Annotated in this window: 5 protein-coding genes and 3 pseudogenes; 4 read left to right on the top strand and 4 right to left on the bottom strand. The window is 62.4% G+C overall.

Features of this window, described 5'->3' with window-relative positions; all coding sequences use genetic code 11:
• A pseudogene (locus VZ95_RS10840) lies at nt 1–201 on the bottom strand (4-(cytidine 5'-diphospho)-2-C-methyl-D-erythritol kinase); the annotation flags it as partial.
• A gap of 8 nt (nt 202–209) precedes the next feature.
• Nucleotides 210–1835, bottom strand: a complete 1626-nt coding sequence (locus VZ95_RS10835; protein ID WP_052711678.1) for a tetratricopeptide repeat protein — start codon at nt 1833–1835, stop codon at nt 210–212.
• A gap of 331 nt (nt 1836–2166) precedes the next feature.
• On the opposite strand from VZ95_RS10835, the gene VZ95_RS10830 reads away from it, so the two are divergent.
• The 3 genes from VZ95_RS10830 (at nt 2167) to VZ95_RS10820 (ending at nt 4348) form a co-directional block, all read left to right on the top strand.
• Nucleotides 2167–3081, top strand: a complete 915-nt coding sequence (locus VZ95_RS10830) for an AraC family transcriptional regulator (protein ID WP_045775851.1) — start codon at nt 2167–2169, stop codon at nt 3079–3081.
• A gap of 216 nt (nt 3082–3297) precedes the next feature.
• The gene (locus tag VZ95_RS10825; RefSeq protein ID WP_332308073.1) at nt 3298–3930 is read left to right on the top strand and encodes an SDR family oxidoreductase; all 633 of its coding nucleotides are present in this window, start codon (nt 3298–3300) and stop codon (nt 3928–3930) included.
• Between the two features lie 25 nt (nt 3931–3955).
• Nucleotides 3956–4348 carry an Atu4866 domain-containing protein gene (locus VZ95_RS10820; RefSeq protein WP_232302610.1) on the top strand — a complete coding sequence of 131 codons (393 nt, stop codon included), beginning with the start codon at nt 3956–3958 and terminating at the stop codon, nt 4346–4348.
• On the opposite strand, the pseudogene VZ95_RS29300 reads toward VZ95_RS10820, so the two are convergent.
• Both VZ95_RS29300 and VZ95_RS29295 read right to left on the bottom strand, forming a co-directional pair.
• Nucleotides 4345–4784: pseudogene (locus tag VZ95_RS29300) on the bottom strand (asparaginase). The gene VZ95_RS10820 and the pseudogene VZ95_RS29300 sit on opposite strands and share 4 nt — an antisense overlap.
• A gap of 61 nt (nt 4785–4845) precedes the next feature.
• A pseudogene (locus VZ95_RS29295) lies at nt 4846–5370 on the bottom strand (asparaginase); the annotation flags it as partial.
• Nucleotides 5371–5677: 307 nt separating this feature from the next.
• Between VZ95_RS29295 and VZ95_RS10810 the strand changes: the two are divergent.
• Nucleotides 5678–6595 (top strand): ABC transporter substrate-binding protein (locus tag VZ95_RS10810; protein ID WP_232302609.1); only part of this gene is annotated, 918 nt, incomplete at its 3' end.

Below are 6595 nucleotides of genomic sequence, written 5' to 3'. Positions count from 1 at the left end.
GGGGGTGTTGCCCGTAGCGCTTGCGAAGGGGCCGGTGATGGTGAGCGATAGGCTCTCGCTTGCCGCCACGCTCAGCCGGTCGCCGATTTCGGCAAAGCCCACCAGCGAGTCCAGCCGATGATAACCATCGGCGCGCTGGCCCAAGACCCGCAGAGTGAGGTTGATCTTAGCGGGCGCGAGATCGGTGAGAGTATCCGGCATAACCATCGTCACGGCGTCGGCAGACCCTCTTTGAGTTTGCGTTCGGTTTGCGCGCGGTCTTTCGGCTCGGGGTTCAGCTTCAGCGAGCGTTCCCACTGGAAACCCGCCTCGCGCTTGCGGCCCGTGCGCCAATAGGCATCGCCCAAATGATCGTTGACGGTGGGATCGCCCGGCTTCAGTTCGACGGCGCGCTCCAGCCAGCGCACGGCGCGCGGCAGATCGCCCAGGCGATAGAAGGCCCAGCCGAGACTATCGACGATGGCCCCGTCGCGCGGGCGCAGCTCGACCGCCTTTTCCAGCATCTTGCGGCCCTGCTCCAGGTTCTTGCCCTGATCGACCCAGGTATAGCCGAGGTAGTTGAGAATATAGGGTTGATCGGGTTCCAGGCTGAGCGCCCGTTGCAGGTCCTCGATGGCGCGGTCGACTTGGCCCGAGCGTTCCAAGGCAATCGCGCGGTTGAAAAGAAGCGAGGCGTGGCGGCGTTCGATTTTCGGGATGCGCCCGAAGGCGCTATCGTAAAGAACGACGGCTTCGGCAAAGCGGCTGTGCTGGCGCAGCAGATCGCCCGCATAGCCCAAGGCATCGTCGCGCTCGGGGCGTTCGAGCGCCATTTGTTTGAGGTCAGCGAGCGCGCCGTCGGTATCGCCCAGGGCGTCGCGGTTTCCGGCCACGCGCAGGCGGGCGACCCAGCGGAAGGGCGAGTCCGGCCCGATGCTCTGATAGGTTTTGATCGCGGCGGCTTCGCGGTTCTGGGTTTCCAGAATCTCCGCCAGCAGCATTTGCGCGGCGGGGAAATCCGGGCGCAGCGAGAGCACGAGGCGCGTGTAGATCAGTGCCGTTTCATTGCCCTGGCGCTCGCGCTGAATGAGGGTCGCCACATCGAACAGCGCTTCCGCCAGCCCTTCCTTATCGGTTAAGGCCAAGCGCGGCGGCGGGGTTTTATCGACCAAGCGGCGGTAGGCATTGGTTAGATAGAGCGTATCCGGGTTGCGCGCCTGATAGACATCGTAGAGCGCTTTGGCTTTTTCCGGGCGCTGAGTGTTTTCATAGAAGGCCCCAGCGAGCTCGACAATGCGCAGCGGCGGCGTTTCATCGGCCTTTAGCAGCGAGTCGATGGCGGTTTCCAGCGCGGCCTTATCGCCCCGGCGCGCGGCGATGAGGGCATTGTGATAATCATAGAGCCCAGCCAGCGGCGATATATCGGCGAGCGGGCGCAAGGATTGCTCGGCGGCGTCCCATTTGCTTTGAGAGGCAGCGATCCAGGCCCCGACGACGGGCAGCAGCAGATTATTGACGCCGGAACGCGGCAGCGCGGCGATGCGCTTTTCGGCGTCTTCCTTATGGCCGCTGCCGACATCTTCGAAGGCGAGGACGATTTGTGCCAGCGGGAAGCTGGGGTCGCGCGCGGTGAGGCGGCGGGCGAGTTGCACGGCCTGTTCCATGCGCCCCTCGCCGGTGCTGAACACAAAGGCGCGGCGCATCAGGTCGAGGTTATTGGGATCATCGGCCAGCGCTTGCATGGAGAGATCGGCGGCGGCGGCGTAATCGCCCGCCGTGGCGGCGCTGGTGCTGGCGAGATAGGCCCCCAACGGCGATTGCACCTGCACGATGGCGGGTTCGCTCGCCAGCGGCATGGGGGCGGGGGCCGTTTGCGCGCAGGCGGCATAGGGCCGGGCCGAGCAGCACGAGCGCCAGCGCCGTGCGCCAGCGTAAGGCTCCGCTCAGGGATTTCCGAAAGTGCATTCGTTGCCGCTCCCACGCCGTCAATCGTCCAGAGCCGCACCCATAGCATAGGCGGCGCGGCGCGTCTCGCGCTCACCTTGGCCGAAAGCAGCGCTCGCGAAAAGAGGGCTTATTGCCTGATTCTCCACAAGAATTGCCGAAGACTCTAAAAGCGGGGCGAGGGGGCTCGCCATCACGCGGGGGGAGGTCCTAAATTACGGGTCGAAGTGGGGGAGTTTCACAATGTCGACGTTCGGACTTCTGGCTGAGTTGGCGGCTTTGGCGACGCGCCATGCCCCTGGCGATGGTATTGTGACAACCGCCGTACCGCGCTTCGGGCTCATCCGGGCGAATGCGCCGACCGAGCCGATCCAGGCGCTGCATCAACCGGCCCTCTGCTTGATCGTCCAGGGGGCGAAGCAGGTGATGCTCGGCACGGAAATGTTTCAGTACGATTCGTCGAGCTATCTGGTCGTCTCGGTCGATCTGCCCATCTCGGGGCAGGTTATCCGCGCGACGGCGGCGGAACCATACCTCTGTCTGCGTTACGACCTTGATGCCCATCTGCTGAACGAGGTGATTCTTGCCTTGGGCGAGCGCGCACCCGCGACCGAGCCGAAGGAGACCGCCGGGCTTTTCCTCAGTTCGGTTACGCCACCGCTGCTAGAGGCCTTTTTGCGCCTCGCCCGACTGCTCGACACGCCGGAGGATCAGGCAATTTTAGCCCCGTTGGTGGAGCGGGAAATTCTCTATCGGGCGCTGACCGGCGATCAGGGCGCGCGGCTCATGCGGATTGCCCGGCCCGACAGCCAGCACCAGCGCGTCAGCCGCGCGATCGGTTGGATTAAGGAGAATTTCCGCGAAAGCCTGCGGGTGGAGCATCTGGCCCAGGAGGCGCGGATGAGCCCCTCGGCCCTGCACCATCATTTCCGCCTCGTGACGCAAATGAGCCCGTTGCAGTTCCAAAAGCATATTCGCTTGCAGGAGGCGCGCCGCCTGATTCTGGCCGAAGCGATGGATGCGGCGGAGGCGGCTTTCAGCGTCGGCTACGAAAGCCCCTCCCAGTTCAGCCGCGAATACCGCCGCCTGTTCGGCGCGCCGCCAAAACGCGATACCGCCCGGCTGCGCGATACGCCCGCGCTCATGGCGGGGGCGTAAGGTTTGGAGAATTAGGCAAGAACGCGCGAGCCCTGGTCTACCGCCTTCGTCGACCCAATCGCTAAGTTTCTTCTCGTCCCCAGGGCATACGGCCTGCGGAAAAAACCGGAGAAGAAGCAGAATGACCCAAGCAAAAATCATTGCGATCACCGGCGCCAGCAGCGGGATTGGCGCGGCCACGGCGGAACTTCTGGCGGCGCGCGGCGCCAGGTAGTCATCGGCGCGCGGCGCACGGATCGCCTGGACGCGCTGGCGGCGACAATCCGCGCGGCGGGCGGCACAGTGCTGGTGCAGCCGGTCGATGTGACCGATCAAGACAGCGTCGATCAATTCATCCATGCGGCGGTCACGCGTTTCGGGCGGCTCGACGTGCTGGTGAATAACGCCGGGCTGATGCCGCTGTCGCCGCTGGCCGCCCTGAAGCTCGACGAGTGGAACCGCATGATCGACGTGAATATTCGCGGCGTCCTGCACGGAATCGCTGCCGTTCTGCCGATCATGCAGCAGCAGGGCGGCGGGCAGGTCATCAATATTTCGTCCATCGGCGGACACGCGGTGTATCCGACGGCGGCGGTCTATTGCGCGACGAAATATGCCGTGCTGGCGATTTCCGAAGGCTTGCGCCAGGAGAATGACAAAATCCGCGTAACGGTAATCTCGCCGGGCGTCACCGAATCCGACCTTGCGGACACGATCACCGATCCGGGGGCGAAGGCGATGATGGAAGATTTCCGCAAAATCGCCCTACCGGCCCGCGCCATTGCCGAGGCGATTGCCTTTGCGGTGGATCAGCCCAGCGGGGTGGACGTGAGCGAAATCATCGTTCGCCCCACCGCCAGCCCCTATTAATTCTTAAAATTAGGAGCATTTTCTCATGCGCCGCCTCAATTCCTGGGGAGCGAGACGCTTTGCCCGCTTGGGGCGGCTCCTCTCGCCCATCCTCTTTCTTGCCTCGATGGGAAGCGCGGCGCAAAGCCCGCTCCCCTCGCTGGTGTTTACCGAGACCTATATCGCCCAGGAGGCCGCAATGACGGACCCGCATCCCTACATCGGCCTTTGGGTTACGGCAGACGGCTACATTCGTCACGAACTGCTGCCTAACGGTCGCTACCGCGAAGCGCGCGGCACGCGGGAAAACGCCTATGAAGGCCGCTATGCGGTGAAAGGCACCCATATCGACTATTGGGACGATACGGGGTTTACCGCCGACGGCGATTTTATCGGCGGGGTGCTGCATCACGCCGGAATGATTCTGTACCGGCGCTAAAACGCGCCCGGTGTCCCCAGATCGGCGGCGCGCAGATCGCCCACATGCAGCCCGGCGCGGGTTGTCACTGGGACGGTCAGGATGGCGGCGAGCGCCCGCTGCTGATCTTCCGTGAGCAGGCCGAGATGCCGTAGAATACCGCCCAAGGCAATTTCCGCCGCGCGCGGGGTGCCGTCCTCGATTTTCAGGCGATGCCCCAGCCTTTCTCGCGTACAATCGCGGTGAACACGCCCTCCGCGCCGATCTTGCAGACGATCTGCGCCCCCGCGACCGCCATCAGCCGCGTGGCAAAGCCGAGGGTGCCATCGACATAGAAACCTTCCGTCGCCATCGCATCGACCAGACGGCGCACCGCTTCGGCCCGGCGGGTGGGCAGGCGCGATGGGTCGGCGCATTTGGCCATCGCAAGAGCCAAAGATTTCAACGGGGCGGCCATCGTCGGAATCCCGCAGCCGTCCGCGCCCCACGGGGCGGCAAAAAAGATCGACCTCCAGCATGTCCGAGAGGGTTTCGGTAATGCGGCGCTGCACCGGGTGATCGTAGCCGACATAGCCCGGCAACGGCTCGCCCAGGTGCAGGGCGGTGGCGAGAAAGCCCGTGTGCTTGCCGGAGCAATTATTATGGGCGGCGGTCGGCATGGCCCCACTGCGCGCCAGCGCGATCATGGCCGTTTCATCGAAGGGCCAATGGCTGCCGCATTCGAGATCGGCGTCGGACAGCCCCATTCGGCCCAGCCACGCGCGCACGGTTTCGACGTGCCCGGCCTCGCCGCGATGGGAGGCGCAGGCCAGCGCCAGTTCGGCCTTGCTCAGGGCGAAGCGATCCGCCGCGCCGCTTTCGACCAACGGCAGGGCTTGCAGAATTTTATTGGACGAGCGCGGATAGGTGAGGCGCGTGCTATCGCCCCATTCCGCCAGAATCGTGCCCCCGGCATCGACCACCACCGCACAGCCGCGATGGGCGCTTTCGACAATCCCGCCACGGGTGATTTCGGCCAAAAGGGGAGAGGGCGAAGACGGCATCGGCGTTCCTAGGGCGGGAGGGCGTTCACTCAGTGAAATAACGATAAAGAGCGAAATTGAAAAGGTCCAGACATGTATCGGAAATAATTTATCTATATAATGGCTAAATTTTTCATGAATCCCCGCATTCTTAGCGGGCGCTCAAGCTCATTTCGGCATGACATTTGGTTACAAAATAGACTATCAAATGAGGATGCTCACGGTTCGAAGATGACCGGGGCGGGCTTCAGTCTCGTTTTAGCGGGAGTATACAGGGTGACCTATCGCACATTAACGCTTGCATCGGTTTCGATGGCGGCGGCGCTTTTTGGCTGGCACGGTGCAAGCCAAAACTTTGATTTTCTGCTCGGAAGGCAGCCCGGAGAATTTCAGCCCGGCGCGCTCAACGTCCGGCACGACCAGCACGGCGGCGGCGGCGACGGTTTATAACCGTCTGATCGACTTCGAACGCGGTTCGACCAACATCATCAATTCGCTGGCTGAAAAATACGAAGTGTCGGCGGATGGTAAGGTTTATACCTTCACGCTGCGCAAGGGCGTAAAGTTCCAGACCACATCCTTCTTCAAGCCGACCCGGACGCTGACGGCCGATGACGTGCTGTTTTCGATCGAACGGCAGTGGAAGAAGGATCATCCCTATAATCCGGTCGGCGGCGGCAAGTACCAGTATTTCGACGATCTCGGCATGTCGGCTGAGCTCGAAAAAGTGGAAAAGCTTGATGATTTGACCGTCCGTCTGACGATCAAAGATCCGCTTTCGCCCTTCATCACCAACCTTGCGATGGCGTTTATGTCGGTTTATTCGAAAGAATATGCCGACCAGCTGCAAAAGCAGGGCAAGATGGACGATATCGACCTGAAGCCGGTCGGCACGGGTCCGTTCACCTACGTCGATTACGTTAAAGATTCGACGATCCGCTTCAAAGCCCATCCCGACTATTTCGAGGGCAAGCAGGCGATCGACGATCTCATTTTCGCGATTACGCCGGATAGCGCCCAGCGCGTGAATAAGCTGAAGGCGGGCGAATGCCATGTCGCCGCCTATCCGAACCCGGCGGATGTCGAAGCGCTGAAGAAGGATGCCAACCTGAAGGTTCTGCAACAGGCGGGCCTGAACGTCGGTTACATCTCCTTCAATACCGAAAAAGCCCCGTTCGGCGATAAGCGCGTGCGCCAAGCGCTGAACCTGGCCGTCAATAAGAAGACCATCCTGGATGCGATTTAT

It is taken from the genome of Elstera litoralis, from assembly GCF_000963705.1.
Lineage (GTDB): Bacteria > Pseudomonadota > Alphaproteobacteria > Elsterales > Elsteraceae > Elstera > Elstera litoralis.
The sequence above is the reverse complement of the archived record's forward strand: the minus strand, read 5'-3'. Positions and strand labels throughout refer to the sequence as shown.